Here is a 22,902-nt window from a genome sequence, read left to right as displayed (position 1 = left end):
CGCCCAGCCCAGGACCGAACGCTAGAAACGACGCCTTGAACTGCCCTTGAGAGGGTCGTTCATCGGGCGTTCATCGGGCGGCTCAGCACTCGACGACGTTGACGGCCAGGCCGCCCAGCGAGGTCTCCTTGTAGATCTCGTTCATGTCCTCGCCGGTGCGTTTCATGGTGGCGATGACCTTGTCGAGGGAGACGGTGTGCTGGCCGTCGCCGAGCAGGGCCAGGCGCGAGGCGTCGATCGCCTTCACCGCGCCCATGGCGTTGCGCTCGATGCAGGGGATCTGGACCAGGCCGCCGATCGGGTCGCAGGTGAGGCCCAGATTATGCTCCATGGCGATCTCGGCGGCGTTCTCGATCTGGGCGTTGGTCCCGCCCAGCGCGGCGGTGAGCCCCGCGGCGGCCATCGAGCAGGCGACGCCCACCTCGCCCTGGCAGCCGACCTCGGCGCCCGAGATCGAGGCGTTGCGCTTGTAGAGCGAGCCGATCGCCGCAGCGGTGAGCAGGAAGGTCCGCCGCCCCTCCGGCCCGCCGCGGTGAAAGCGGTCGTAGTAGCGCAGCACCGCCGGCAGCAGCCCGGCCGCGCCGTTGGTCGGGGCGGTGACGACGCGGCCGCCGGCGGCGTTCTCCTCATTCACCGCCAGCGCCCAGAGATTGACCCAGTCGAGGGCGGCGAGCGGATCGGAGATGTTGCGTTCGACCTTGCTCATCAGGTCGGTGTGGATCTGCCGCGCGCGGCGGCGGACCTTCAGGCCGCCGGGCAGGCAGCCCTCCTGGCGCAGGCCGCGCTCGATGCAGGCCTCCATGCCCGCGAAGATGGCGTCGAGGCCGACCTCGACCTCGGCGGGGGTCCGCACGACCGTCTCGTTGGCGAACATCAGCTGCGCGATGGTCAGGCCCGCGGCCTGCGCCTGGGCCAGCAGTTCGGCGCCCGAGGCGTAGGGATAGGGCTCGGCCGCGGCGCGGACCGGCGCGGCGTTGACCGCCAACTCGGCCTCGTCGACCACGAAGCCGCCGCCGATCGAGAAGTAGAGTTTTTCGTCGAGCATCGCCTCGCCGCCGAAGGCGCGGAAGGCCAGGCCGTTGGGATGCTGCGGCAGGCGGGTGCGGCCTTCCCAGAGGATGTCGCGGGCCTCGTCGAAGTCGATCTCCGGCCCCTCGTCGCCGAGCTTCAGGCGGCCGGTCGCGCGGATCGTCTCCAGGGCGGCGTCGGCGGCGTCGGGATCGATGCTGGCCGGCACGAAGCCAGCGAGACCCAGGATCACCGCGCGGTCGGTGGCGTGGCCGCGCCCGGTCAGGGCCAGCGAGGCGTAGAGCACGGCCTCCACGCGCGTGACCTTCGCCAAGCGCCCCTGGTCGCCCAGGCGCCGCAGGAAGCGCGCGCCGGCGGTCATCGGACCCATGGTGTGCGAGCTGGACGGGCCCACACCCAACTTGAACAAATCGAACGCGCTCGCCATGGCAGGTTGGTACGTCATTGCGTGAATTGCGCCAAGCCGGGGCAAGGCGTCCCCTAGTGAAAGCCGTAAGGGTGACGCGGGCGGCCCGCGTCGCTAGCTAATGTCCATGAGCCAGACCCTGACCATTCGCTCCGCCGTCAGCGGCGACATCCCCGCCCTGAAGGCGGTGATGGACCGCGCGATCAAGGAGCTGCTGCCCGCCTTCCTGCCGCCGGCCGAGGTGCTCGCCTCGCAGGAGGTGATGGGCCTCGACACGCAGCTGATCGAGGACGGCACCTACTATGTGGTCGAGGCCGACGGCGCGATCGCCGGGTGCGGCGGCTGGAGCCGGCGCGCCACCCTGTTCGGCGGCGACCACTCGGCCGGGCGCGACGCGGCGCTGGTCGACCCCGCCACAGACCCGGCGCGGGTGCGGGCGATGTACACCAGTCCCGACTTCACCCGATGCGGGGTCGGACGCCTGATCCTGGCCACCTGCGAAGCGAAGGCGAAAGCCGAGGGCTTCAGCCGCTGCGAGATGGCCGCGACCATGGCCGGCGAGCCGCTCTACGCCGCCTGCGGCTACCAGCGCATCGAACCGTTCGAGGCGCAGACCTCGAACGGTGTGAAGGTGCCGCTGGTGCGGATGGGCAAGGCGATCTGAGACGAAATCGGGCGGCCCGCGCGAGGCCGCCCCATTTCGGATCAGAACTTCACCTGAATCTTGGCGCAGTCGATGATCGCGTCGTTGCCGGGCGCGCGCGGGCCTGGCCGCATCGCGGCGGAACGTTTCGAAAAAGGGTCGCAGCGAGCGATGCGCAGAGCATCGGCGCGTCTGGACTTGGCACAGGCATCGCAGGCGCATCTTTTGCTTCTTGTCTTGCCGCTACTGGCGCCCAGGCAGGAAAATGAACCGCCGCGACGTCGGAAGACTCCGCGCGGCAGGCGTCCACTGTCAATCAGCGCCCGCCCGCGAGGCTGCCGATGGGCCGACTGCTGCCCGACATTCGTACACCGGCGCCTGCGCTTTTAACCAATACCTGCGGGATGGGTTTTTCCTGGCATTCGGACAGTGTTCCGAGTGCGGAATATTCAAGCGGGCGGCGCCCCGCGCTTGATCACGCCGTCGAGGGAGCCGGCCGAAGACCGGCCGCGTGCTTGAACCGACAGGCGAGCGGGCCGGTCATGACCGCCTTGGTGGTTGATCGGGGAACTTGAGAGATGGGGATCAGTCGGCGTCTGTTTCTTCACCGCCTTGGCGCGACCGGCGGCTACGGCGCGACCTATTCGGCGATGCGGACCTTGGGTCTGATGGGCGCGGTGGCGTCGGCGGCGACGCCGGCGATGGCCGCGGACGCGGGCCGCGGCAAGCGGGTGGTCATTCTGGGCGGCGGCGTCGCCGGCCTGGTGTCGGCCTATGAGCTGGAGCGGGCCGGCTATGACGTGACGCTGCTGGAGGCGCGCGGGCGCCTGGGCGGGCGCAACTGGACGCTGCGCGACGGCGACAAGGTCGAGATGGTCGGCGAGGAGACGCAGACCGTGCGCTTCTCCGACGGGCTCTACATGAACGCGGGGCCGGCGCGCATTCCCAGCCATCACCAGGGGCTGCTGTCCTATTGCAGCAAGCTGGGCGTGCCGCTGGAGGTCGAGATCAACTCCAGCCGCAGCGCCTACCTCTGGGCCGACGGCGGCAAGAAGCTGCAGATGCGCCAGGGGGTCAACGACACCCGCGGCTACATCTCCGAGCTGCTGGCCAAGGCGGTGAACAAGGGCGCCCTCGACCAGGACCTGAGCCTCGAGGACAAGGAAAAGCTGCTGCCGTTCCTGAAGGCCTATGGCGACCTCGGCGAGGACATGGCGTTCAAGGGCACCGAGCGTTCGGGCCTGCTGCAGGCGCCCGGCGCGGCGGACCAGTTCGCGAAGGCGCGCGATCCGGCGGCGTTCCGCGACCTGATCGGCCACCCGCAGATCGGCGCCACCCTGTTCGAAGACAACATCAACATGCAGGCGACGATGTTCCAGCCGGTCGGCGGCATGGACCAGATCATCGCCGGCTTCGAGCGCGCCATCCGCAGCCCGGTGATCAGGAACGCCGAGGTCACCCAGATCCGGGCCGACGGCAAGGGCGTGAAGATCACCTATCGCGACACCGTCAGCGGCAAGACCCAGGCGGTCGAGGGCGACTACACGATCATCACCCTGCCGCTGGCGCTGCTGGCCAAGATCGACAACAACTTCGCCAAGGACGTGAAGGCGGCGATCGCCTCGGCGCCCAACGATTTCTCCAACAAGATCGGCTTCGACGCGCCGCGGTTCTGGGAGAAGGAGCAGATCTACGGCGGCATCTCGTTCGTCGGCGGCGAGACCAGCCTGGTCTGGTATCCGTCCAACGGCCTGCACACCGAGCGCGGCATGCTGCTGGCCTGCTACGGCTCAGGCTCGCGCGCCGAGGGCTTCGCCAAGCGCCCGCTGGCCGAGCAGATCGCCATGGCCCGCAGCGTGGTCGGCAAACTGCACCCCGGACGCGACGCGGAGCTGACCAATCCGGTTGTCGTGAACTGGAGCAAGATCCCCTACAACATGGGGCCCTGGCCGCGCTGGGGCGAGCGCGGCGGCGTGCAGGAGGGGCACTTCGATTCGGCGGAGTACCGGCTGCTGAACCAGCCGCACGGGCGTGTGCATTTTTCGGGCGCACACCTCAGCCAGACGCCCGGCTGGCAGGAAGGCGCCGTCTATTCGGCGCAACGCACGATCGCGGCGCTCAACGAACAGGTGAAGCAGCGGGCATTGGTGGAACCCCGCGCGGCGGCTTGATCGTCATCGCAATCGCCTGCCCAATAGCCAAGCTCAGTCATAGGAAACCGAATTTCATGCGAAAGTTCATCCTGCCGGCCGCCCTGCTGGCGCTGGTCGCCGCCACGCCCGCCGCCGCCCAGGTCAAGCGGATAGGAGCGGCGACCTCGCCGATCCTGCAGGCGGCCGTGGTGCCGGCGGGCACGGACATCATGTACGTCAGCGGCATCACCCCGCCGGCGCTGAACGCCGGGGCGCCGGCCGGAACGCCGCCGCAGTTCGGCGACACCAAGACCCAGACCATCGGCGTCCTCAAGCGCATCGAGGACATCCTGAAGGCCGAGGGCCTGACCCACGGCGACGTGTTCATGATGCGGGTGCTGCTGGTCGGCGACCCGGCCAAGGGCGGGGCGATGGACTTCGCCGGCATGATGGAGGGCTACAAGCAGTTCTACGGAACCGAGACCCAGCCCAACAAGACCGCCCGCATCACCAGCCAGGTCGCCGCCCTGGTGGCGCCGGGCATGATGGTCGAGATCGAGGTCCAGGCCGCCAAGCCGAAGAAGTAGGCGCCTTGGTCGGCCGGGCGGCGGGCCCGGTCGACCGACGCTTGCCGCTGGCGCGCGCGGGGAACTTGTCGGAAGCTCCGCCTTTCAGACGAGAACCCCCATGCGCGCCCTGATCCTCGCCGTCCTTCTGCTGGCCGCCGGTTCGGCCGGCGCCCAGGAATATCCGATCCGGCTTCCCACCCCCGGCGGCGAGGTGATCCTGCCGAACGCCGGCGCCAAGAAGGCGCACGACGAGTGGCGTTACGCCGCCGCGCGGCGGGCCGGCGACACGCTCTACGTCTCGGGCGTGGTGGTGTTCCGCGCGCCCGGCGAAGCCAACGACACAGAGGCCTTCAAGGCCCAGACCCGGCGCAGTTTCGAACAGCTGAAGAAGACCCTGACCGCATCGGGCGCGACCTTCGCCGACGTGGCGATGATCAACTCGTTCCATGTCTGGGAGGGGCCCAATTTCGCCGGTACCAAGGACCAGCAGTTCTCCGCCTTCGAGGAGATGGTCGGCGAATACTTCAAGCCGCCCTATCCAGCCTGGACCGCGGTTGGTACGACCGGGGTCCTCGGTGAGACCGGAATCGTAGAAGTCCAGCTCATCGTCCATTCGCCGGCGAGGAAACCGTGACCGACACCCTAGGCCCCCTGCTCTCGTTCCAGCCTCCCGTGACGCCGGCCCTGGTCGTGCGGCGCGCGGCGCTGGAGGCGAACCTGGCGACCATGCAGGCTGCGTGCAGCGCCGCCGGGGTCGGCCTGCGGGCCCACGGCAAGATGCACAAGTGCACGACGCTGGGCCGCCGACAGGTCGAACTGGGCGCGGTCGGGCTGTGCTGCCAGACGGTGGGCGAGGCGATGGCCTACGCCGAGGCCGGCGTGCGCGACCTGCTGATCACCTCGCCGCCGGCGCCGTGGGGCGCAGAAAAGATCGCCGCCATCGCCAAGTCGGGCGTGAACATCGCGGTGGTCGCCGACGACGCCGGGCAGATCGCGCGGCTGGGCGCGGCGGCGCAAGCTGCGGGAACCACGATCGGCCTGGTGGTCGACATCGACCTCGGCACCCATCGCACCGGCGTGCCGCCCGAAAAGGTCGAGGACCTGGCGCGGCTGGCCAGCCAGACGCCGGGCCTGCGCTATCGCGGAATCCAGGCCTATCTCGGCCACCTGCAGCACCTGGCCGACCTTGAGGCGCGGCGCGGCGCCTGCCAGGTGACCCGCCAGCGGCTGGGCGCGCTGGTCGGCGAGCTGGCCGAGGCCGGCCTGAAGCCGGAACTGGTCACCGGCGGCGGCACCGGCACCTATGTCGAGGACCTGGCCAGCGGCGTGTTCAACGAGATCCAGGCCGGCTCCTACGTGTTCATGGACGTCGAGTACGAGGACTGCGGCGCCATCGACGGCCAGGCCTGGCCGTTCGCCCAGGCGCTGTTCATCGCCACTAGCGTGGTCTCGGCCCGCCACAAGACCCACGTGGTCTGCGACTCGGGGCTGAAGGCGCACTCGGTCGACGGCCCGCCGGCGCGGGTGGTGGCCGGCGCCCCGCAGGGCGCGCGCTGGCGGCCGATGGGCGACGAGCACGCGGCCCTGTTCCACCCGGCGATGATGGGCGTGATCAAGGCCGCCGGCGCCGACTTCGCCGGCGGCATCACCGCCGCCGACGAGGACGCCGCCATCGCCTGGCCGGCCGACGCGCCGAAGGTCGGCGACGTGGTCTGGCTGCAGCCCGGCCACATCGACCCGACCATCAACCTCTATGACGCGCTGATCGTGGTGGACGAGGACGGGTCCTCCGAGACCTGGCCGGTGGACGCGCGGCGCAGCTCGCGCTGACGCCTCGCCCAGGTGTCATCCCGGTTTGCGAAGCAAGGCCGGGCCCCATGAACACCTGATGGCGCAGGATGCGGCTCAGTCGCGCCCATTCCCGCGACGACGGCGCGAATGGGTCCCGGTCTTCGGCTACGCCGAAACCGGGATGACACCTTTGAGAGAGCGGAAGACGGGCCTTGCCTCCGCGCGCCCGCTGCCGTCTGGTGCGCCGAATCGAAACCTGCCCATGAGGACGCCATGAAGACCCGCGCCGCCGTCGCCTTCGAAGCCAAGAAGCCGCTGGAAATCGTCGAGGTCGACCTGGAAGGTCCCAAGGCGTTCGAGGTGCTGGTCGAGATCAAGGCCACGGGCATCTGCCACACCGACGCCTACACGCTGGACGGCCTGGACTCTGAGGGCATCTTCCCCTCGATCCTCGGTCACGAGGGCGCGGGCGTGGTGGTCGAGGTCGGCCCCGGCGTCACCAGCGTCAAGCCCGGCGACCACGTGATCCCGCTCTACACGCCCGAATGCCGCCAGTGCAAAAGCTGCCTGTCGCGCAAGACCAACCTCTGCACCGCGATCCGCGGCACGCAGGGCAAGGGGCAAATGCCGGACGGCACCAGCCGGTTCAGCTACAAGGGCCAGGCCATCGCCCACTACATGGGCTGCTCGACCTTCTCGAACTACACCGTGCTGCCCGAGATTGCAGTGGCCAAGATCCGGCCGGACGCGCCGTTCGACAAGGCCTGCTACATCGGCTGCGGCGTCACCACCGGGGTCGGCGCGGTGGTCAACACCGCCGGCGTCGAGCCGGGCTCGAACTGCATCGTCTTCGGCCTGGGCGGCATCGGCCTCAACGTCATCCAGGGCCTGAAGATGGTGGGCGCCGACATGATCGTCGGCGTCGACATCAACCCCGACCGCGAGGAGTGGGGCCGCAAGTTCGGCATGACCCACTTCGTCAATCCCAATGACATCGGCGGCGCCGACATCGTCGCGCACCTGGTCGCCCTGACCGACGGCGGCGCGGACTACACCTTCGACTGCACCGGCAACACCAACGTCATGCGCCAGGCGCTGGAAGCCTGCCATCGCGGCTGGGGCGAGAGCGTGATCATCGGCGTGGCGGAGGCCGGCAAGGAGATCGCCACCCGCCCGTTCCAGCTGGTCACCGGCCGCGTCTGGAAGGGCTCGGCCTTCGGCGGCGCGCGCGGGCGCACCGACGTGCCGAAGATCGTCGACTGGTACATGGACGGGAAGATCCAGATCGATCCGATGATCACCCACGTCATGCCGCTGGAAGACATCAACAAGGCCTTCGACCTGATGCATGCGGGCGAGAGCATCCGCTCGGTCGTGGTGTTCTAGCGACAAGGGGCGGCGGGCATGATCGCACTCCTGCTCGCCGCGCAACTGGCCGCCGCGCCGCCCCTGCCGCTGAAGGTGGCGACCTACGCCTATCCGAAGTACGACCGCGCCGCGGCGCTGAAGCCGATGGCCGACCAGTTGGGCGCGGCGCTGGGCCGCGAAACCCAGGTGGTCCTGCTGGAGGCTCCGGACGCCTTGGCCCAGGCGATCGCCGCCGGCGAGGTCGACGTCGCCATGACCAACCTCGCCGCCTATCTGGCGGTGCAGGCCGACCCGAAGGTGCAGGCCGTGGCGGTGCTGGACGTGCCGCCCGCGACCGCCGGGCGCTATCGCGGCGTGCTGGTCGCGCGGCGGGACGCAAGGGTCACGGCGATGGCCGAGCTGCCGGAGAAGGCCGCGCGCCTGCGCTATGCCGAGGTGCTGCCCGGCTCGACCTCCGGTGCCCTGGTCCAGGCCGCAGCCCTGCGGCAGGTCGGCGTGGCGCCGGGCCGCTTCAAAGAGGTCCGTCAGGCCGGAACCCACGAGGCGGCGCTGGCCGCCCTTCAGACTGGCGACGCCGACCTCGCCGCCTTCGCCGAGGAGCCCTGGCGCAAGCTGAAAGCCGACAACCCCCAGGCCGCCGCCGGCCTGGTGGAACTCTGGCGCTCAGACCCGCTGCCCGCCGGCCCAGTGGTCTGCGTCCGCGCCGCGACGACGCCGTGCGATAAGATAGGGGCCGTGTTGTTGGGGGACGCGGGTCCGGCGGCGGCCGAGCTGGCGAAGGGCTGGTCGGAGACCGAGGGGGCGGTGCGGTTTTCGGCCCCGATCCCGTAGCTTCGTCTTGACGATGTCGCTGCCTGGGTCGGTGCAGGAGCCGTCCCGAATGCACCGGCTCAAAACGACCATATCGTCGAGACACGCTTCTAACCACGCGCCTAGCCCGCGACAGGCCTGCGCTAACGATCGACTGTCACGATCTGGCCGCCGCTTGACGCGAGAGCGCCCCCCACAATCCGGCCGAAGTCATCAGGCGTGAAGTGATCAACTCGATAGCCTGCCAATTCCCGCTCCGCCTCTTTCTGGCGAGGCTTAAGATCAGCGAAGAAGCCGAATTTACTTTCGCGAGGCCACGTCTCGCCGCGAGCGCGGGAGAAGGCCCCGGCGCTGATGTGATCGGGCTTTGTATGGCCGCCGGAGACGGCCATTCGCCCCTGACGTCCGACAATACGCTCACCATGGAGGCGCGACTTGGTTTCAGATAGCTTCTCACCGATCTCTTCCTTGGAGATCCGACGCCCTCGCTTGTAGTACTTGCTCGCTGGTAGATTTCGCGACCAGCGATTGGCCGCATCGCCGCCGACCTTGCCCAAGTAGACGCCGGCGACCGCACTTTGGCCCATCGCCTCAATCGAAGGCCGCTCACCGCGAAGCGCAGCACGCGTCAACTCTGTCGCTACGGCGTCACTGATCGCGCCTGACCGAACCCCGCCATAAAGCGTCGTGAGTCCACCAGCCATGCCGCCCACCAAAGCTCCGACCGTATCAGCGGGATTCACTTCGCGACGCGGGTCAGCAGCGTCGACCAAAACCTGCGTCGCCGCGCTTACGCCACCGCTCGCGAGGGAGGCCCCAGCCTGGGGGACAAAGCGCTTCACCAAGGCACGCCCACCCCAACCGATGCCCTTGACCGCATGGGGCGCGATCCTTGTAAAGCCCTGGGGAGCTGCGCTAGCGCCTCCGGAGAGGATGAGCGGCGCCACAGTGCCAACCACGGAGCCGGCGCCGCGCGACAGCGGGTACTTCTCCTTTTCAAGAAGATCCTGAGCTTCCTGCAACCCAAGAAGATGCTTGTAGTTCTCGATGGGATTCAGCCCGATCCCCGCGCCCTGCCTCATCTGCTGAATGACCATCAGGTGGTTCGCCAAGCCGAGCGTCGCAGCATCTCCGGCGCCGTTCACAAAGGCTCCAGCGCGTCCGAGATTTTCGTCGATCCGCTCTCGGAGAGTTGGCGCAGCCGCGGCCTTCGGCTTCGACGTGGGCGCGCTGACAGGCCGCGTGGCCTTCGCAGACGGCGCCTTCTTGGGAACAAGCTCGGGGACGAGGCGCAGCGCCTGCCTCGCCACGCCCGGCGGCGTCTTCGGATCATGGGCGACCTTCAGGACCGCGGCGGCGACCTGACCTTTAAGCTGACGCTCCATTTGGGCAAGGTCGCCCTTGACCGTCGCAATCGTTCCTGCCGCTTCGCGACGCTTCTTGTCCACGAACTTGCTGGCGGCATTCAACGCCGCCGCGGGGTCCAACAACCCAGCCATCCACGCCTCATTCGCTATGGGAAATTGCGCGGACCCCTCGCCCGCATAACGAAGATATATGTAACTCAAGGACGCAAGCTTGACAAGAACAAAATAAGAACATATTGCATTGCGCAGCCAAAGCGTGTCTCGGAGACGACTCTCATGTGGCTCTTGGTTTTCGTTCCCGCGGTGCTCGGCATCCTGCGATACCGCTACTTCTCGTACTGGCGGTGGGTTGGCGCGATGTGGCTGTGGCAGGCCGCTGCGACGTACCTATTCGCCAGCAATGGAAGCCTGGTCGAGCCGGAACGTGACGGTCTGATCAGCCGCGCAATCCGCCAAGCGACGGACGACGGCCCCTTGTTCGGGCTCTACGGGATCATCTTCCTGGTCGTGTTCTATAGCGGCGTCGCCTACATCGTCCGTCGCCTGTATGTCGAAGGCAAGCCGTCCAATCACGGCGCGATCGCGCGCGCATCGAAGGGACGCAAGGCGGTTGAACTGACGGCGCTCGCCCTGGTGACCGGGGGCCTCCTCTATTTGAACTTCGCCTCGATGTCGGCCCCTAGCGCGGACGCTCCCGCTGCAATGTCGGTGGAGGCGATGATCGATGACGAGATAGCAGCCTCCGCATCGCTGCTGCCCCTAAAGGTGGATGAGATCACCATTCTCACCAGCGCCCGTCGCGAACAGCAGAAGCTGGTTCTCAACCATGAAATCACCAAGCCAGCGCAATCGCGGGACGTGATGCTCGCCTTCCTCGAGAGCAAACTCCCTGCAGAAGCTTGCGCAAATGCCGGGGTCCGCGGCATCCTCCAAAGCGGCGGCTCGGTCAGCTATCGATATAGGTTCATCGACGACGTCGAACCTGTGGCGTTCGACTTGACGGCGGCGCTATGCGCCCCTCAGAAGAACTCGTCCATCAGCCGGTAGAAGGCGCAGGCGGCTTCGTCGACGGCGGTCAGCGGGTAGCGGTCGCGCAGGATGGCGGCGGCGTCGAGGTGGGGGTGGTTGAACTTCGCTGAGCGCAGGAAGAGGGCCAGGTCCTGCCAGGGGTCGGCCAGGCCGAAGCGGCCGAGGTCGACCATGCCGACCGGGCGGCCGGGGCTCCAGATGAAGTTCGGCAGGCTGGCGTCGCCGTGGGTGAGGACCAGCCGCTCGGTGGCCGGGCGGGTGGCGATGGCGTGGTCGAGGGCCTGGCGCGCGGTCCAGCCAGCGCGCTCGTCGTCGAAGTCGTCCTCGTCGACCAGGCCAGCGGCGACGTGGCGCTCGGCGAGGGCGAACTTGGCGGCCAGGCTCATGTCGTAGGGGCAGTCCGCGACGTCGAGGCCGTGCAGGCGGGCCAGCAGATCGGCCGTGGCGGCCAGGGCGTCGGCGGCGTCGTGCGGGCTGACGTGGGAGACGGCCTGGCCGTGCAGCCGCTCGCTGATCAGGCAGAAGCCGCCCTCGAAGGCGCCGCTCCAGAGGTTGGCGGCGACGCGCACCCGGCCGCCCAGCCAGCGCACGACCTGCGCCTCGCGCGCCAGGGTCTCGGCGCTGCCCGGATGGTCGCCGGGGGCGAACTTGACGACGCAGGGGCCGACGGTGGCGATCAGGTCGCCGGACTGGCCGTGGCCGACGACGTCGACGGGCGCGCAGCCGTGCGGCAGCCCCGCCTCCTCCAGCATGCAGCGGACATAATCCTCGATGGAAGCGACCTCGTACATGGCCGCCTCCTCACACGCCAAAGTCCAGGTTCGATGGAGCTAGGTGGTGACGAGCCGGGCCAATGTCACCCCCTCGCTGACCTGGTCGCCCACAGAAACCGACAACGACTCGACCTCGCCGTCGAAGGGCGCGCTGAGGGCGTGCTCCATCTTCATGGCTTCGAGGGTGAGCAGGGCCTGGCCGCGCACGACCTTGTCGCCGACGCTGACCGAGACGGCGACCACCTTGCCCGGCATCGGCGAGGCGATCGCCCCGTCGCCGCCGCCGCCGTGGGCGGCGTCCTTGAGCGGCGGACGCAGGGTGAGGACGAAGGTCTCGCCGGCGTCGAAGACCACCACCTCGCCGTCGTCGGTCAGCAGCACGTCGCCCGGAACGTCGTCGCAATAGAGCGGCGCATCGAACCCCTGGTCGCCGAGGTAGAGCCGCATGGAGGCGGCCGGCGCGGCGTTGAGCCGGAAGCCGGTCAGCCCGTCCCACGGATCAGCGGGGGCGTCTTCCTCGTCGAGGGTGACGGCCATGGCGGCCGAGGCGAGCGCGTGCTCGGACGGGGCCGGCTGGGCGGCCAGGGCCTCGATCCGCGCCTCGATGAAGCCGGTGTCGACGTCGCCGGCGATGAAGTCCGGATGATCGAGGCAGCGGGCCAGGAAGCCGGCGTTGGTCTTCACCGGCCAGACCTCGACCTCGCTGCAGGCCTGCGCCAGTAGGTCGGAGGCGCCCTCGCGGGTCGCGGCGTGGGCGATCAGCTTGGCGATCATCGGGTCGTAGAAGGGCGAGACCTCGCCGCCCTCCTCCACGCCGGTGTCCACGCGGACCAGGTCCTCGGGCAGCTTGAAGTGCTCCAGCGGGCCGATCGAAGGCAGGAAGCCGGCGGACGGGTTTTCGGCGTAGAGCCGCGCTTCCATGGCGTGGCCGGAAAGCTCGATGTCCTCCTGGGCCAGCGGCAGCGGTTCGCCCGCGGCGACGCGGATCTGCCATTCGACGAGGTCGACGCCGGTGACCGCCTCGGTGACCGGATGCTCGACCTGCAGGCGGGTGTTCATCTCCATGAACCAGATGCGGTCCGGCTGCAGGCCCTCGCTGGCGTCGGCGATGAATTCGACGGTGCCGGCGCCGACATAGCCGACGGCCTGGGCGGCGCGCACGGCGGCCTGCGTCACCGCGGCGCGGGCCTGCGCGCTCATGCCCGGCGCGGGCGCCTCCTCGATGACCTTCTGGTGGCGGCGCTGCAGCGAGCAGTCGCGCTCATAGAGGTGAACGACCTGGCCCTGGCTGTCGCCGAACACCTGCACCTCGATATGGCGCGGGCGGGTGACGTAGGTCTCCAGCAGCACCCGGTTGTCGCCGAACGACGCGGCGGCCTCGCGCTGGCACGAGGTCAGGGCCGCAGCGAAGGCCTCGGCGGAATCGACCTTGCGCATGCCCTTGCCGCCGCCGCCGGCGACGGCCTTGATCAGCACCGGATAGCCGATCTTGTCGGCCTCGGCCTGCAGCCGCGCGGGGCTCTGGTCCTCGCCGAGATAGCCGGGGGTGACCGGCACGCCGGCATTGGCCATCAGCGACTTGGCCGCGTCCTTCAGGCCCATGGCGCGGATCGCGGCGGGCGGCGGGCCGATCCAGGTCAGGCCGGCGGCGACCACCGCCTCGGCGAACTCGGCGTTCTCGGAGAGAAAGCCGTAGCCGGGATGGATGGCGTCGGCGCCGGTGGCCAGCGCCGCGTCGATGATCTTCTCGCCCACCAGGTAACTCTCGCGCGCGGCGGCCGGGCCGATCAGCACGGCCTGGTCGGCCATGCGCACGTGCGGGGCGCCCTCGTCAGCCTCGGAATAGACGGCGACGGTGGACAGGCCCATGGCCTGGGCGGTGCGGAACACGCGGCAGGCGATCTCGCCACGATTGGCGACCAGAATGCTGCTGATCATGGTCACATCCGGAAGACGCCGAACCGGGTTTCCGGGATCGGCGCGTTGAGGGCGGCGGAGATGGAGAGGCCGAGGACGTCTCTCGTCTGGACCGGGTCGATGATGCCGTCGTCCCAGAGCTGGGCGGTGGCGAAATAGGGCGAGCCCTCGTGCTCGTAGCGCTCGCGGATCGGGGCCTTGAAGGCCTCCTCCTCGGCGCTCGTCCACTTGTCGGCGTCGCGGTGCACGGTGGCCAGCACGCTGGCGGCCTGCTCGCCGCCCATCACGCTGATGCGGCTGTTGGGCCAGGTCCACAGGAAGCGCGGCGAGTAGGCGCGGCCGCACATGCCGTAGTTGCCGGCCCCGAACGAGCCGCCGATCAGGACGGTGAACTTCGGGACCTCGGCGCTGGCGACCGCAGTGACCAGCTTGGCCCCGTCCTTGGCGATGCCGCCGGCCTCGTACTTCCCGCCGACCATGAAGCCGGAGATGTTCTGCAGGAAGACCAGCGGGATCTTGCGCTTGCAGGCCAGTTCGATGAAGTGCGCGCCCTTCAGCGCGCTTTCCGAGAACAGCACCCCGTTGTTGGCCAGGATCGCCACCGGCTGGCCCCAGATGCGGGCGAAGCCGCAGACCAGGGTCGTGCCGTAGAGGGCCTTGAACTCGTCGAAGTCCGAGCCGTCGACGATGCGGGCGATGACCTCGCGCACGTCGTAGGGCGCACGCACGTCGGTGGGCACGATGCCGTAGAGCTCGGCCGGATCGTAGGCCGGCGGGCGCGGATCGCGCAGGTCCTGGTCCACCTGCTTGGTCGTATTCAGGTTGGCGACGATCGAGCGGACGATGGTCAGGGCGTGCTCGTCGTCCTCGGCCACATAGTCGACGACGCCGGAGCGGCGGCCGTGGGTGTCGGCGCCGCCGAGCTCCTCGGCGGTGATCACCTCGCCGGTGGCGGCCTTCACCAGCGGCGGGCCGCCGAGGAAGATGGTGCCCTGGCCGCGGACGATCACCGTCTCGTCGGACATCGCCGGGACATAGGCGCCGCCGGCGGTGCACGAGCCCATGACGCAGGCGATCTGGGGGATGCCCTCGCCGCTCATCCGGGCCTGGTTGAAGAAGATGCGGCCGAAGTGCTCGCGGTCGGGGAAGACCTCGGCCTGGTGCGGCAGGTTCGCGCCGCCGGAGTCGACCAGGTAGACGCACGGCAGGCGGTTCTGCATGGCGATTTCCTGCGCCCGCAGATGCTTCTTCACCGTGGTCGGGAAATAGGCCCCGCCCTTCACCGTTGCGTCGTTGGCGACGATCATCACCTCGCGGCCGCAGACCCGGCCGATGCCGGTGATGATGCCGGCGCCCGGAGCCTCGTCGCGATAGACGCCGTGGGCGGCGAGGGCGGCGACCTCCAGGAACGGCGAGCCGGGATCGAGCAGCCGCTCGACCCGCTGGCGCGGCAGCAGCTTGCCGCGCGCGGCGTGGCGCTGGCGCGACGGCTCGGGACCGCCGAGCGCCGCATGGGCGGCGTGCTGCGCCAGCTCGGCGGCGAGCGCGCGGTTGTGGGTGTCGTTGGCCTGGAACGTCGCCGAGGCCTTATCGATCGCGGTGGCGAGCTTGCTCATGCGCCCAGCAGCTCCCGGCCGATCAGGAAGCGGCGGATCTCGTTGGTGCCGGCGCCGATGTCGTAGAGCTTGGCGTCGCGTACCAGCCGCTCGACCGGAAATTCCTTGGTGTAGCCGGCGCCGCCCAGCGCCTGGACCGCCTCCAGGCTGACCTTCACCGCGTTTTCGGAGGCCAGCAGGATCGCGCCGGCCGCGTCGAAGCGGGTGGTGAGGCCGGCGTCGCAGGCCTTGGCCACGGCATAGACGTAGGTGCGGGCCGAGTTCAGGGCGACGTACATGTCGGCGATCTTGCCCTGCATCAGCTGGAACGAGCCGATCGGCTTGCCGAACTGCTTACGCTCGCGGACATAGGGCAGGACCACATCGAGGCAGGCCTGCATGATGCCGAGCGGGCCGGCGGCGAGCACGGCGCGCTCATAGTCGAGGCCGCTCATCAGCACCGCAGCGCCGCCGTTCAGCGGGCCCATGACATTCTCCTCGGGGATCTCACAATCCTCGAACACCAGCTCGGCGGTGTCGGAGCCGCGCATGCCCATCTTGTCCAGCTTGGGCGAGACGCTGAAGCCCTTCATGCCCTTCTCGACCAGGAAGGCGGTGACGCCGCGGCTGCCCTCGTCGGGCGAGGTCTTGGCGTAGACCACCAGGGTGTCGGCGTGCGGCGCGTTGGTGATCCAGAACTTCGTGCCGTTCAGCACGTAGCGGTCGCCGCGATGCTCGGCGTGGGCGCGCATCGAGATGACGTCGGAGCCGGAACCGACCTCGCTCATCGCCAGCGAGCCGACGTGCTCGCCGCTGATCAGCTTGGGCAGATACTTGCGCTTCTGCTCGGGGCTGCCCCAGCGGCGGATCTGGTTGACGCAGAGGTTGGAGTGGGCGCCGTAGGACAAGCCCACCGAGGCCGAGGCGCGGGAGACTTCTTCCATCGCCACCACGTGCTCGAGATAGCCGAGGCCGAGGCCGCCGAACTCCTCCTCGACCGTGACGCCGTGGAGGCCGAGCTCGCCCATCTGCGGCCAGAGCTCGCGCGGGAAGGTGTTGGTGGCGTCGACCTGGGCGGCGATCGGGGCGATCTTGTCGGCGGCGAAGCGCGCGGTGGTTTCGCGGATCGCGTCGGCGGTCTCGCCGAGGCCGAAATGGAAGCTGGGACCGGTCATTCGGGCTGCCTTCTGCGGGGCGGTCTGGAACTAGCCTCGCAAAACTAGCTACCGAAGAACAATCCACAAAATTGAACGATCATGATGCACATGATAGATGCGATCTATCATGGACCGCTATCTGCTGCGCTACTTCCTGGCCATCGTCGAGACCGGGAACTTCAGCCGCGCCGCGGCGCGCGAGAACGTCGCCCAGCCCACCCTGTCGGCCGGCATCGCCAAGCTGGAGGCCCAGCTGCAGGCGCGCTTGTTCGACCGCACCAATCGCCGCGTCCACCTGACCGAGGCTGGCAGCCGCCTGCTGGTCCACGCGCGCCGCATCGAGCACGAGTTCAACCTGGCCCAGGCGGCGGTCGCCGGCGCGGCGCCGGCGCAGCTGCTGCGGGTGGCGGTGCTGTCGACCATTCCCGCCGCGCTGATCGAGGAGATCCTGACCCGCCGCCCGCCCGGCGCCGAGCGCATCGAACTGCTGGAAGGGACCGAGCGGGAGGTGCTCAGCCTGCTGGACCGCGGCCGGGTCGCGGCGGCGCTGACCGCCATCAATCCGTCTACGGATCGTTTCGCCGGCGAGCGGCTGCACGAGGAGGGCTATGGCCTGGCCCTGCCGGCCGGGCACCGGCTGGCCGGCGCGGGGAGCGTCGAGGGCGAGGCCCTGGCGGACGAAGTGATGATGGTCCGCCGTCATTGCGAGGTGCTGGCCCAGACCAGCCGCTACTTCACCGACCGCGGCGTGCGGCCGTTCTTCAGCTATCGCGGGGCCGGTGACGAGAAGGTGCTGACCCTGGTCCGCGCCGGCCTGGGGATCACCGTCATGCCCGACAGCTACCGCGACCCAGGGGTAGCGCGGGTCGGACTCGAAGGCTTCACCCCCCGGCGGGTGATCGGCCTGTGCTACGCGGGCGAGGCTGCGCGCCCCAGCGCCTTCGTCCAGGCGGCGCGCGAGGTGTTCGGCGAGATGGGCTGACGGGTCAGGGTAACGCCCGATGCCCGCGAGCGCAGCCGCATGGTTCCCTTCTCCGACCGTCCACCGGAGACCCGCCATGACCGCCTCGCGTGCGAAGGGCAATTTGGGCCTGCCCAGCGACCTGGGCGCCATGCGGACGATCATGGCCGCCGACCGCACGCTGATGGCGTGGGTCCGCACCTCGCTGTCGATGCTCAGCTTCGGCTTCACGATCTACAAGTTCCTCGAGAGCGCCGTGCAGAGCGACCAGCTCGCGCGCGCCGACAGCCCCCAACAGGTCGGACTGTTCCTGGCCGGCGTCGGCACGCTGTCGATGATGCTGGGCGTGGTCAGCTACTGGACGACGCTGAAGGACCTGCGCCGCACCGAGGAGTTCCGGCTCGGTCGCCCGACCCTATTCATTTCGCTCGTGATGCTGCTGGCCGGCGTCGCGCTGTTCGTCGGCATCGCCGGCCGGGTGGTCTAGTCCGTGCGGAACTTCAGCGGGCCGGCGGCGGTGGCGATCACCAAGGCCCCGTCCGCGGTGAAGCTGTAGCCCGAGGCGGTCTCCAGCGCCTTCAGGTACTTCTCCTCCTGCTGCATCAGCGAGGGCGCGCAGGCCATCATGGTCGAGCCCATCTTGCCGAACGTCAGTCCGTCGCCCTTGCGGGTCCAGGTTCCGAAGTAGCGGTTGCAACCGCCGGCGCCGGCGGCCGAACCGTCCTTGGCCAGGGTGAGGGTGACGTGCGAGCGGTCGATGATCCCGCCGCCGGCCAGGTCCTCCAGCCGCCATTCCGGGCCGACCAGCGCGCCGCCGCCTCCGGAGGAAGGCGGCGGCGACGCGGTCGCGCAGGCGGACATGACCACGCCTGCAAGACTGAGACCGAGCAGTGACGAAACCAGGCGCATCAGTTCCACCGCGTGCAGAGGACGTCGGCGAGATAGATCCGGCCGCCGACCGTCTGGGCCGCGCCGTTCTTGGACCGGACATACCCGATCGACTTGCAGAAGTTGTCGGATTCGCGGGCGATGCAGGCGGCGCTGCCGCCCTCGCGGTCGCAGGCGTCGACGCGGCGGCCGCGATACTCCGGCGCCGGGAAGAACTCAGCGGCCATGCCCTTCAGCGAGCGACCGCCACCACCGCCGGGAACCGGTTGCGGCAGCGGGGTCGGCCCTCCCGAGGCGGCGCGGATCGAGCGCACGCCGCTGACCCCGATCTGAGCCTGAAGGTTGGCGCTGGAGCCGCTGACGACGGTGCAACGGCCGCGGAAATTGGGCAGCTCGCAGACCTCCCAGGAGCTGCCGCCGCCCATGCGGATGCTGCGCGCCGACCAGGTGGCCGGGATCGTCGACATGTCGCGCATCACGGTCAGGCTCCGCCCCTGATAGTTCGGCGCCGAGAACAGCTGGGCGTTGGGGGCCATGCGGTCCTGGGCCTGGGCGGGCGCCGCCAAGGCCAGCAAGGCGGCAGACGCCAGAATGATCCGTGACAGCATTCAGTCCTCCCAAATCGCCGGTCGTCGACTCTAATGGAAAAGCGCGGCTGTAGTTCCCGCGCAGCGTGCGTTGACATCCAGGCGGAGCACTGGCCTTGGTCCGGCCGGTTCGATGAAGAAGGAGCGATCGATGCTGGCGGACGGGTATCACGACGTGGCGCCGGGCAAGATCGCCACCATTGTCACCTCGCTGGAAATGCATGCGCCGCCGCCGTCGCGGGCCGAGGCCGACGGCGCCGGCTGGGCGCTGCGGCGCCTGGAGCAGCCCGGCGTCGCCGAGTACCGCGACCTCTATTCCGCCGTTGGCCGCGACTGGCTGTGGTTCTCGCGGCTGCTCATGCCCGACGCCGAACTGGCCGCCACGATCGGCGCCGACGGCGTCGAGGTCTATCGACTGGAGGCCGCGGAGGGCGTCGGCATCCTGGAGCTCGATTTCCGGACCCAGGGCGAGTGCGAGCTGACCTTTTTCGGCGTGTCGCCGGGGCTGATCGGCGGCGGCGCGGGGCGCTGGATGATGAACCGCGCCGTGCAACGGGCCTGGGCCGCGCCGATCAAGCGGTTCTGGGTGCACACCTGCAGCCTCGACCACCCGGGCGCGCTGGCCTTCTATGTCCGCTCGGGCTTCACCCCGTTCCGCCGTCAGGTGGAGATCGCCGACGATCCGCGGCTGCTGGGCCTGGCGCCGCGGGACTCCGCGGGCCACGTGCCGCTGATCTAGCCGACCGCTAGACGTTCAGCGCGGCGAGGTCGGCGGTCATGTAGCGCGCGTCCTCGCCATAGCCCGCGACCTTGTCGCGCAGCGGCGGCGGCAGATCGTCCTGCACCGCATAGCCGAGCTTCTCCCAGAACCGCCAGGCGCCCTGGACCGCGACCAGGTCGCCGCGGGTCAGGCCCTCGCCCCGGGCCGCGCCGGACGCCGCTCCGACCAAAGCGCGGCCGAGGCCGAGGCCCCGCGCGGCGGGCCCGATCGCCAGGTCATGGACGAACCAGTTGTCGCTGGGCGGCGGCGCGCTCAACGTCACGCCGATCGGCGGCGGGCTGGCCGCCGGCCACGGATGGCTGAGGATGTAGGCGAGCAGGTCGTCGTCGTCGAAGGCGCCCCAGCACAGGTTCGGCGCCACAGTCAGGCGGCTGGCCAGGATCTCCTGCGGCTCATGGAACAGCGGCGCAAAGGCGACGAGCTGCAGGGCGGCGACGGCGGGCATGTCGGCGTCCGTCAGCGGGCGGAGCGTAGGGGTCGAGGTCATGGCGCGACCTCATACACCGGGACTGTGGCGGCGGCACGACGTCTGTCCTCGACCGGCCTTGGCGGCTATGGAACGGCCAGGCGTCACGGCGAGGTCGAGATGAGCGTAGAGATCCTTCAACAGCACAAGGTCCATGGCGGGACGCTGAGCTATGTCCGCCACCAGAGCGCGGCCACCGGCACGCCGATGCGGTTTTCAGTGTTCATGCCGGGCGGGGCCCAGGCGCCGGTCCCCTATCTGGTCTGGCTGTCGGGGCTGACCTGCACGGAGGACAACTTCACCACCAAGGCCGGCGCCTATGCGTACGCGGCCAAGGCCGGCGTCGCCATCGTCGCGCCCGACACCAGCCCGCGCGGCGAAGGGGTCGCCGACGACCCGGCCTATGACCTCGGCCAGGGCGCGGGCTTCTATGTCGACGCCGTGCAGGCGCCGTGGGCGCCGCACTTTCGTATGGAGAGCTACGTGGCCGCCGACCTGATCGCTGCGGCGGAAGGGACCTTCGCGCTGGACGGCGGACGGCGCGGGATTTTCGGCCACTCGATGGGCGGCCACGGGGCGCTCACCCTGGCGCTGCGTCATCCGCAGCTCTTCAGGACGGTGTCGACCTTCGCGCCGATCGCCTCGCCGACCCGCTGCCCGTGGGGCCGCAAGGCGCTGGGCGCCTATCTGGGCGAGGACGAAGCGGCCTGGGCCGCGCACGACAGCGCCCTGTTGATCGCCGCGGGCCAAGCGCGCGGCCGCGAGATCCTGGTCGACCAGGGCGGCGCCGACAGCTTCCTGGCCGAACAGCTCAAGCCCGAATTGCTGCAGGCGGCCGCGGCCGAGGGCGGCGCGGCCCTGACCCTGCGCATGCAGGAAGGCTACGACCACTCCTACTTCTTCATCACCAGCTTCATCGGCGACCACGTCGCTTGGCACGCCGCCCGGCTCTGAGGCCGGCGGAAGCGGCCGGCGGACGCGCCGCCGGCCGCATGGCGCTAGAGCGCGCGCTTGTAGAGGTCGAGCAGTTCGGCCCAGGCCTTTTCGGCGGCCGCCTCGGCGTAGACCGGGCTGCCCTTCACCGTCCAGCCGTGCGCGGCGCCGGCATAGACCTCGACCCGGCTCTTGAGCTTGGCCGCGTCGAGCGCGGCCTTGAGCTTTTCCTTCGCGGCGGGATCCTGCTTGTCGTCATTGTCGGCGACCAGGACCATGTACTCCGCATGGGTCTTCGGCAGCAGCAGGTGCGGACTGGTCGGGTCGTCGGTGAAGAGCCCGCCGCCATGGAAGCTGGCCACCGCGCCGACGCGGTTCGGGACCGCGCCGGCGGTGCGGAAGGCGAGCGGACCGCCCATGCAGTAGCCCTGAGTCCCGACCTTCTTCTTCCGGTCGGTCTGCGGCTGGGCGTCGAGGAAGGCGAGATAGGCGACCGCGTCTCGGTCGGTCCCGTCCGGCGTCACGCTGGCGCGCAGCGGGGCCAGTTTGGCCCGGTCGTCCGGGCTGGCGAAGTTGAACGCGCCCTCGATCACCGGCGCCTTCTTGACCCGATAGTAGAGGTTCGGGACCAGCACCACATAGCCCGAGGCCGCCAGGCGCTTGCCCATCTCGCGGAACACCGGCCGCAGGCTGAGCACGTCGGGCCACAGCAGGACGGCGGGCCATGCGCCCTTGCCCTCCGGATAGTAGAGCGCCGCATCGGCGAGCCCGTCCGGGGTCTTGATCTCGACGTCCTTCTCGACGACCGGCGCGGCGGCGTGCGCGCTGGCGGCGGTCAGGCCGGCCGCCGCTACGGTCATCAGGCCGAACGTCCGGCGCGAAACGGTCGGGTCCTCAATCAGGCCCTGGTGGATATCGTCGTCGCACATGGCGTCACCTCCCTCTTCCAGCCCATGGAGCGCAGCATTTGTTGCGCGGATGTGTCGGAGAGGGAAGCTCGGCCTCAGGCCGCCAGGCCCAGGCGCTCCAGATCGGCGAACTCGGCCCGCGGCAGGGTCGGCCGCGCGGCGTGCTCGATCACCGCCGCGTAGGCTTCAGGCGGGGCGCCGGCCTTCATGCCCGTCAGCAGGCCCGTACGCTCCTCCGGGTTCATCGCCGGCAGCATCATCCGCATCGTGGCGATGGTTTCGTCCGGCGACAGCGAGGCGATGATCGCCTGCTCGGTCTCCATCAGTTCCTCGTCGCTGAACAGGGCGCAGAGCAACGGCCAGGTCACTGTCTCCTCATGCAGCATGTGCAGGAGGTCCTCGGCGACGAAGGCGCTGAACTCCAGATAGAGGACGCGGCCAAGTCCCGGGCGATCGCTGGCGGCCCCGTGTTCAAGGCGCGCGATCGCGGCCTCCAGCGCCGCAAAGCGGGCGCGGTGATGCTCGTGCTGGTCCTCCAGGGTCGCGACCGCGTCCGGCGCACGGGCGGCCAGCGCCGCATGGATGTAGTCTTCTTCGTGGGCCAGGTGCTGGCCGGCGATTTCCAGGTGGGCGCGCAGGTCGGCGAGCAGCGGACGCAGGTCGGCGGCGTAATCCGCCGAGCCCAGCCGCGCGGCCATCGCGCCGTGGGCGCGGCGCAGTCCCTTATGGATGGGGCCGTAGATGTCCCAGCGGCGCGCGGCCGAAAGGGCGAGGAGGTCGGTGCTGGTCATG

23 protein-coding genes are annotated in these 22,902 nt (G+C 69.5%); 12 read left to right on the top strand and 11 right to left on the bottom strand.

The genetic code is table 11. The features are described 5' to 3' along the window. Positions 1 to 82: 82 nt before the first annotated feature. Entirely contained in the window at positions 83 to 1,456 is a 1,374-nt protein-coding gene (locus O4N75_RS04200) for an L-serine ammonia-lyase (RefSeq protein WP_269629434.1), read from the bottom strand. Between the two features lie 106 nt (positions 1,457 to 1,562). Between O4N75_RS04200 and O4N75_RS04195 the strand changes: the two genes are divergently transcribed. From O4N75_RS04195 to O4N75_RS04165, 7 genes are all read left to right on the top strand, one after another. Beyond that, entirely contained in the window at positions 1,563 to 2,099 is a 537-nt protein-coding gene (locus O4N75_RS04195; RefSeq protein ID WP_269628115.1) for a GNAT family N-acetyltransferase, read from the top strand. Positions 2,100 to 2,656: 557 nt separating this feature from the next. Further along, on the top strand, positions 2,657 to 4,249 hold the full coding sequence (locus tag O4N75_RS04190; RefSeq protein ID WP_269628114.1) for an FAD-dependent oxidoreductase: 1,593 nt from the start codon (positions 2,657 to 2,659) through the stop codon (positions 4,247 to 4,249). A gap of 56 nt (positions 4,250 to 4,305) precedes the next feature. Beyond that, positions 4,306 to 4,797 (top strand): RidA family protein, encoded by a 492-nt coding sequence (locus O4N75_RS04185; RefSeq protein ID WP_267234221.1) that lies wholly within the window; start codon positions 4,306 to 4,308, stop codon positions 4,795 to 4,797. Positions 4,798 to 4,897: 100 nt separating this feature from the next. Further along, the gene (locus O4N75_RS04180) at positions 4,898 to 5,413 is read left to right on the top strand and encodes a Rid family hydrolase (RefSeq protein WP_269628113.1); all 516 of its coding nucleotides are present in this window, start codon (positions 4,898 to 4,900) and stop codon (positions 5,411 to 5,413) included. After that, a complete protein-coding gene (locus O4N75_RS04175) occupies positions 5,410 to 6,609 on the top strand; it encodes a DSD1 family PLP-dependent enzyme (protein ID WP_269628112.1) in 1,200 nt (399 codons plus the stop codon). Before O4N75_RS04180 ends, O4N75_RS04175 begins: the two co-directional genes overlap by 4 nt. Positions 6,610 to 6,843: 234 nt before the next feature. Beyond that, on the top strand, positions 6,844 to 7,956 hold the full coding sequence (locus tag O4N75_RS04170) for an S-(hydroxymethyl)glutathione dehydrogenase/class III alcohol dehydrogenase (protein ID WP_269628111.1): 1,113 nt from the start codon (positions 6,844 to 6,846) through the stop codon (positions 7,954 to 7,956). 18 nt (positions 7,957 to 7,974) lie between these two features. Further along, positions 7,975 to 8,769 carry a PhnD/SsuA/transferrin family substrate-binding protein gene (locus tag O4N75_RS04165; RefSeq protein ID WP_269628110.1) on the top strand — a complete coding sequence of 265 codons (795 nt, stop codon included), beginning with the start codon at positions 7,975 to 7,977 and terminating at the stop codon, positions 8,767 to 8,769. Between the two features lie 122 nt (positions 8,770 to 8,891). On the opposite strand, the gene O4N75_RS04160 is transcribed toward O4N75_RS04165, so the two are convergent. Next, positions 8,892 to 10,247 (bottom strand): hypothetical protein, encoded by a 1,356-nt coding sequence (locus O4N75_RS04160; protein WP_269628109.1) that lies wholly within the window; start codon positions 10,245 to 10,247, stop codon positions 8,892 to 8,894. A gap of 144 nt (positions 10,248 to 10,391) precedes the next feature. Here O4N75_RS04160 and O4N75_RS04155 point away from each other — a divergent pair, with 144 nt between their 5' ends. Further along, positions 10,392 to 11,162, top strand: a complete 771-nt coding sequence (locus O4N75_RS04155) for a hypothetical protein (protein ID WP_269628108.1) — start codon at positions 10,392 to 10,394, stop codon at positions 11,160 to 11,162. On the opposite strand, the gene O4N75_RS04150 is transcribed toward O4N75_RS04155, so the two are convergent. From O4N75_RS04150 to O4N75_RS04135, 4 genes are read right to left on the bottom strand one after another with little or no spacing between them, the layout of a single operon-like run. Beyond that, on the bottom strand, positions 11,135 to 11,935 hold the full coding sequence (locus tag O4N75_RS04150; protein ID WP_269628106.1) for an aminoglycoside 3'-phosphotransferase: 801 nt from the start codon (positions 11,933 to 11,935) through the stop codon (positions 11,135 to 11,137). The two genes, O4N75_RS04155 and O4N75_RS04150, sit on opposite strands and share 28 nt — an antisense overlap. 39 nt (positions 11,936 to 11,974) lie before the next feature. Then, a complete protein-coding gene (locus O4N75_RS04145) occupies positions 11,975 to 13,855 on the bottom strand; it encodes an acetyl/propionyl/methylcrotonyl-CoA carboxylase subunit alpha (RefSeq protein WP_269628104.1) in 1,881 nt (626 codons plus the stop codon). Positions 13,856 to 13,857: 2 nt separating this feature from the next. Further along, entirely contained in the window at positions 13,858 to 15,450 is a 1,593-nt protein-coding gene (locus O4N75_RS04140; RefSeq protein WP_269628103.1) for a carboxyl transferase domain-containing protein, read from the bottom strand. Next, entirely contained in the window at positions 15,447 to 16,604 is a 1,158-nt protein-coding gene (locus O4N75_RS04135; protein WP_269628102.1) for an isovaleryl-CoA dehydrogenase, read from the bottom strand. Before O4N75_RS04135 ends, O4N75_RS04140 begins: the two co-directional genes overlap by 4 nt. A gap of 109 nt (positions 16,605 to 16,713) precedes the next feature. Here O4N75_RS04135 and O4N75_RS04130 point away from each other — a divergent pair, with 109 nt between their 5' ends. Both O4N75_RS04130 and O4N75_RS04125 read left to right on the top strand, forming a co-directional pair. Then, the gene (locus O4N75_RS04130; protein ID WP_269628101.1) at positions 16,714 to 17,568 is read left to right on the top strand and encodes a LysR family transcriptional regulator; all 855 of its coding nucleotides are present in this window, start codon (positions 16,714 to 16,716) and stop codon (positions 17,566 to 17,568) included. Positions 17,569 to 17,644: 76 nt separating this feature from the next. Then, positions 17,645 to 18,034, top strand: coding sequence for a DUF202 domain-containing protein (locus O4N75_RS04125; RefSeq protein ID WP_269628100.1), 390 nt, complete (start codon positions 17,645 to 17,647; stop codon positions 18,032 to 18,034). On the opposite strand, the gene O4N75_RS04120 is transcribed toward O4N75_RS04125, so the two are convergent. After that, entirely contained in the window at positions 18,031 to 18,456 is a 426-nt protein-coding gene (locus O4N75_RS04120) for an META domain-containing protein (protein ID WP_269628099.1), read from the bottom strand. The two genes, O4N75_RS04125 and O4N75_RS04120, sit on opposite strands and share 4 nt — an antisense overlap. Continuing rightward, positions 18,456 to 19,043, bottom strand: coding sequence for a beta/gamma crystallin-related protein (locus O4N75_RS04115; protein ID WP_269628098.1), 588 nt, complete (start codon positions 19,041 to 19,043; stop codon positions 18,456 to 18,458). Before O4N75_RS04115 ends, O4N75_RS04120 begins: the two co-directional genes overlap by 1 nt. 130 nt (positions 19,044 to 19,173) lie before the next feature. On the opposite strand from O4N75_RS04115, the gene O4N75_RS04110 reads away from it, so the two are divergent. Beyond that, a complete protein-coding gene (locus O4N75_RS04110) occupies positions 19,174 to 19,761 on the top strand; it encodes a GNAT family N-acetyltransferase (RefSeq protein WP_269628097.1) in 588 nt (195 codons plus the stop codon). A 7-nt stretch (positions 19,762 to 19,768) separates the two neighbouring features. Here O4N75_RS04110 and O4N75_RS04105 read toward each other — a convergent pair whose 3' ends face one another. Continuing rightward, positions 19,769 to 20,290 carry a GNAT family N-acetyltransferase gene (locus O4N75_RS04105; RefSeq protein ID WP_269628096.1) on the bottom strand — a complete coding sequence of 174 codons (522 nt, stop codon included), beginning with the start codon at positions 20,288 to 20,290 and terminating at the stop codon, positions 19,769 to 19,771. 99 nt (positions 20,291 to 20,389) lie between these two features. Between O4N75_RS04105 and fghA the strand changes: the two genes are divergently transcribed. Continuing rightward, complete coding sequence (fghA, locus tag O4N75_RS04100) at positions 20,390 to 21,223, top strand: S-formylglutathione hydrolase (protein WP_269628095.1); 834 nt, start codon at positions 20,390 to 20,392, stop codon at positions 21,221 to 21,223. 44 nt (positions 21,224 to 21,267) lie between these two features. Here fghA and O4N75_RS04095 read toward each other — a convergent pair whose 3' ends face one another. Continuing rightward, complete coding sequence (locus O4N75_RS04095) at positions 21,268 to 22,131, bottom strand: dienelactone hydrolase family protein (protein WP_269628094.1); 864 nt, start codon at positions 22,129 to 22,131, stop codon at positions 21,268 to 21,270. A gap of 74 nt (positions 22,132 to 22,205) precedes the next feature. Continuing rightward, complete coding sequence (locus O4N75_RS04090; RefSeq protein ID WP_269628093.1) at positions 22,206 to 22,901, bottom strand: hypothetical protein; 696 nt, start codon at positions 22,899 to 22,901, stop codon at positions 22,206 to 22,208. Position 22,902: the final 1 nt, after the last annotated feature.

The sequence above is a fragment of the Phenylobacterium sp. NIBR 498073 genome, from assembly GCF_027286305.1.
Taxonomy (GTDB): Bacteria; Pseudomonadota; Alphaproteobacteria; order Caulobacterales; family Caulobacteraceae; genus Phenylobacterium.
The sequence above is the reverse complement of the archived record's forward strand: the minus strand, read 5'-3'. Positions and strand labels throughout refer to the sequence as shown.

Excerpts from the sequence above, each read along its gene's own strand:
- O4N75_RS04200 (WP_269629434.1), bottom strand. The coding sequence starts at position 1,456 with ATGGCGAGCGCGTTCGATTTGTTCAAGTTGGGTGTGGGCCCGTCCAGC.
- O4N75_RS04195 (WP_269628115.1), top strand. The coding sequence starts at position 1,563 with ATGAGCCAGACCCTGACCATTCGCTCCGCCGTCAGCGGCGACATCCCC.
- O4N75_RS04190 (WP_269628114.1), top strand. The coding sequence starts at position 2,657 with ATGGGGATCAGTCGGCGTCTGTTTCTTCACCGCCTTGGCGCGACCGGC.
- O4N75_RS04185 (WP_267234221.1), top strand. The coding sequence starts at position 4,306 with ATGCGAAAGTTCATCCTGCCGGCCGCCCTGCTGGCGCTGGTCGCCGCC.
- O4N75_RS04180 (WP_269628113.1), top strand. The coding sequence starts at position 4,898 with ATGCGCGCCCTGATCCTCGCCGTCCTTCTGCTGGCCGCCGGTTCGGCC.
- O4N75_RS04170 (WP_269628111.1), top strand. The coding sequence starts at position 6,844 with ATGAAGACCCGCGCCGCCGTCGCCTTCGAAGCCAAGAAGCCGCTGGAA.
- O4N75_RS04165 (WP_269628110.1), top strand. The coding sequence starts at position 7,975 with ATGATCGCACTCCTGCTCGCCGCGCAACTGGCCGCCGCGCCGCCCCTG.
- O4N75_RS04160 (WP_269628109.1), bottom strand. The coding sequence starts at position 10,247 with ATGGCTGGGTTGTTGGACCCCGCGGCGGCGTTGAATGCCGCCAGCAAG.
- O4N75_RS04155 (WP_269628108.1), top strand. The coding sequence starts at position 10,392 with ATGTGGCTCTTGGTTTTCGTTCCCGCGGTGCTCGGCATCCTGCGATAC.
- O4N75_RS04150 (WP_269628106.1), bottom strand. The coding sequence starts at position 11,935 with ATGTACGAGGTCGCTTCCATCGAGGATTATGTCCGCTGCATGCTGGAG.
- O4N75_RS04145 (WP_269628104.1), bottom strand. The coding sequence starts at position 13,855 with ATGATCAGCAGCATTCTGGTCGCCAATCGTGGCGAGATCGCCTGCCGC.
- O4N75_RS04140 (WP_269628103.1), bottom strand. The coding sequence starts at position 15,450 with ATGAGCAAGCTCGCCACCGCGATCGATAAGGCCTCGGCGACGTTCCAG.
- O4N75_RS04135 (WP_269628102.1), bottom strand. The coding sequence starts at position 16,604 with ATGACCGGTCCCAGCTTCCATTTCGGCCTCGGCGAGACCGCCGACGCG.
- O4N75_RS04130 (WP_269628101.1), top strand. The coding sequence starts at position 16,714 with ATGGACCGCTATCTGCTGCGCTACTTCCTGGCCATCGTCGAGACCGGG.
- O4N75_RS04125 (WP_269628100.1), top strand. The coding sequence starts at position 17,645 with ATGACCGCCTCGCGTGCGAAGGGCAATTTGGGCCTGCCCAGCGACCTG.
- O4N75_RS04120 (WP_269628099.1), bottom strand. The coding sequence starts at position 18,456 with ATGCGCCTGGTTTCGTCACTGCTCGGTCTCAGTCTTGCAGGCGTGGTC.
- O4N75_RS04115 (WP_269628098.1), bottom strand. The coding sequence starts at position 19,043 with ATGCTGTCACGGATCATTCTGGCGTCTGCCGCCTTGCTGGCCTTGGCG.
- O4N75_RS04110 (WP_269628097.1), top strand. The coding sequence starts at position 19,174 with ATGCTGGCGGACGGGTATCACGACGTGGCGCCGGGCAAGATCGCCACC.
- O4N75_RS04105 (WP_269628096.1), bottom strand. The coding sequence starts at position 20,290 with ATGACCTCGACCCCTACGCTCCGCCCGCTGACGGACGCCGACATGCCC.
- fghA (WP_269628095.1), top strand. The coding sequence starts at position 20,390 with ATGAGCGTAGAGATCCTTCAACAGCACAAGGTCCATGGCGGGACGCTG.
- O4N75_RS04095 (WP_269628094.1), bottom strand. The coding sequence starts at position 22,131 with ATGTGCGACGACGATATCCACCAGGGCCTGATTGAGGACCCGACCGTT.
- O4N75_RS04090 (WP_269628093.1), bottom strand. The coding sequence starts at position 22,901 with ATGACCAGCACCGACCTCCTCGCCCTTTCGGCCGCGCGCCGCTGGGAC.